2 protein-coding genes are annotated in these 1405 nt (G+C 57.4%); both read right to left on the bottom strand.

Features of this window, described 5'->3' with window-relative positions; translation table 11 throughout:
- The coding region (locus G3480_RS26645; protein WP_206171928.1) for a hypothetical protein at nt 1-534 on the bottom strand (534 nt) is incomplete at its 3' end.
- A 196-nt stretch (nt 535-730) separates the two neighbouring features.
- Nucleotides 731-1168 carry a transposase family protein gene (locus G3480_RS26640; protein WP_164657210.1) on the bottom strand — a complete coding sequence of 146 codons (438 nt, stop codon included), beginning with the start codon at nt 1166-1168 and terminating at the stop codon, nt 731-733.
- Between the last annotated feature and the right edge of the window lie 237 nt (nt 1169-1405).

The raw sequence follows: 1405 nt of genomic DNA, 5'->3' as shown, positions 1-1405 counted from the left end.
CTCGCCCCAGTGCTGTTGCATGCGATTGTCTTGCTGTTCGTGCGCCAAGCTGTGGTACTCCTGCCAGACGCTTGGCAGCGAGCCGTCCTTGAGCACGATCATGAAGTCCCAGTGGTCGCCGCGGCAGCGTTCCAGAATGGGTCCATTGGCATAGAGCCCATCGAGCAGCAGCATCACGCGTAGGCGGGGAAAGGCCTTTTTGATGCGCGCGGCGAGGCGATGAAACGCCTTGGTCTCGCAGTCCTGCTTGCGCTGTTCGCCATCGCCTTGCGCGTAGTCGAGAAACTCGCTCAGCAACGGGATGACCATGCCGTTGCGAAAGCACAGGCTCGCCTCCAGCACATAGACGCTGTACTGGTAGCGTTGCTCCTCGTCGCTGTCGGGAGCGACCTTGGGGCCGATTCTGCGCTGCAACCGCTGCTCGTCCCACAGGGTAGAGAAGGCGATCTTTTGGCTGCCGTCGATGCCGACGGGATAGCAATTGTTGATCAGGTAGCGGGAGAACTTCTTGTTGCGGATGAGCTGAGTGACCAAGGCGAGATAGAGTGCGGCTCTAGAATGATGTAAAGGATGATTTTAAGCCATAAGAAACCCGCAAATCAGTCCTGAATAACTGCATTCGCAGAGACCAAGAAGCGATTCTCGCTCCCGTTACAGGCAAAAATAGTGCTCCGACGAAGTGCACTAAATTCTAGGTCCATATAAATCAGTAGCTTGCGATCTACATTATTTAGAAGCCAAACTCGGCGAGATGAGCCTGCTCGATCTCGCCCACATCAATGCGGCACAGCAGCCGAAACAGGGTATCGGCATGTGGAAGGGTGTCGAGCTGTGGGAACAGCAGCCGCAGGTTATGCTCGAACATCGGGCGGGTGATCTCGGCGTTGGCGGCACGCCGCGATGCAGACTGAAAGACGAACACCAGGATGCCGTAGACCATCAGGACGGTGAGGGGGTGCTTGAGCTTGTTGGGATTTCGCGGGTCGGGAATCTTCGCGAAGCGCCGCAGCAGCAGCGGCAACAGCTGGCGCATGAGCAAGATCAGCGTGGTTACCGCCTCGGTGCGCGCTTCACCTTCCTCCTCGATGGTTTCCAAGCGCGAGGTGGCGTTCGATGGCGAGGCGCTCGGCTGCGCAATCAGCCCGGCGTCACGCTGTTGTTGGCGCAACAGCTGTTGTTGGCGTTTTTTTTCTCGCCTGCTCTTTGATTGCCTCGCGTCCCGGACGTTGGCTTGGCTTGCTCATAGCTCGGTTCTGCCTTGCAGTCGATTGGAACAGAGTTGCGCACGGAAGTCCGCCTGCAACGGTTTGGCGAAAATCAGTTTGGGGCTAGTGCAACAGAGTGGAAATCCCGAGACTGTTTAATCATTCATGCCGCGAGCGGCTTTCCCTCATAGGTCCAGCGG

It is taken from the genome of Thiorhodococcus mannitoliphagus (assembly GCF_010915725.1).
In the GTDB taxonomy this organism is placed as follows: domain Bacteria; phylum Pseudomonadota; class Gammaproteobacteria; order Chromatiales; family Chromatiaceae; genus Thiorhodococcus; species Thiorhodococcus mannitoliphagus.
Note: the sequence above shows the minus strand (reverse complement) of the source record. Positions and strands in the feature narration are given on the sequence as shown.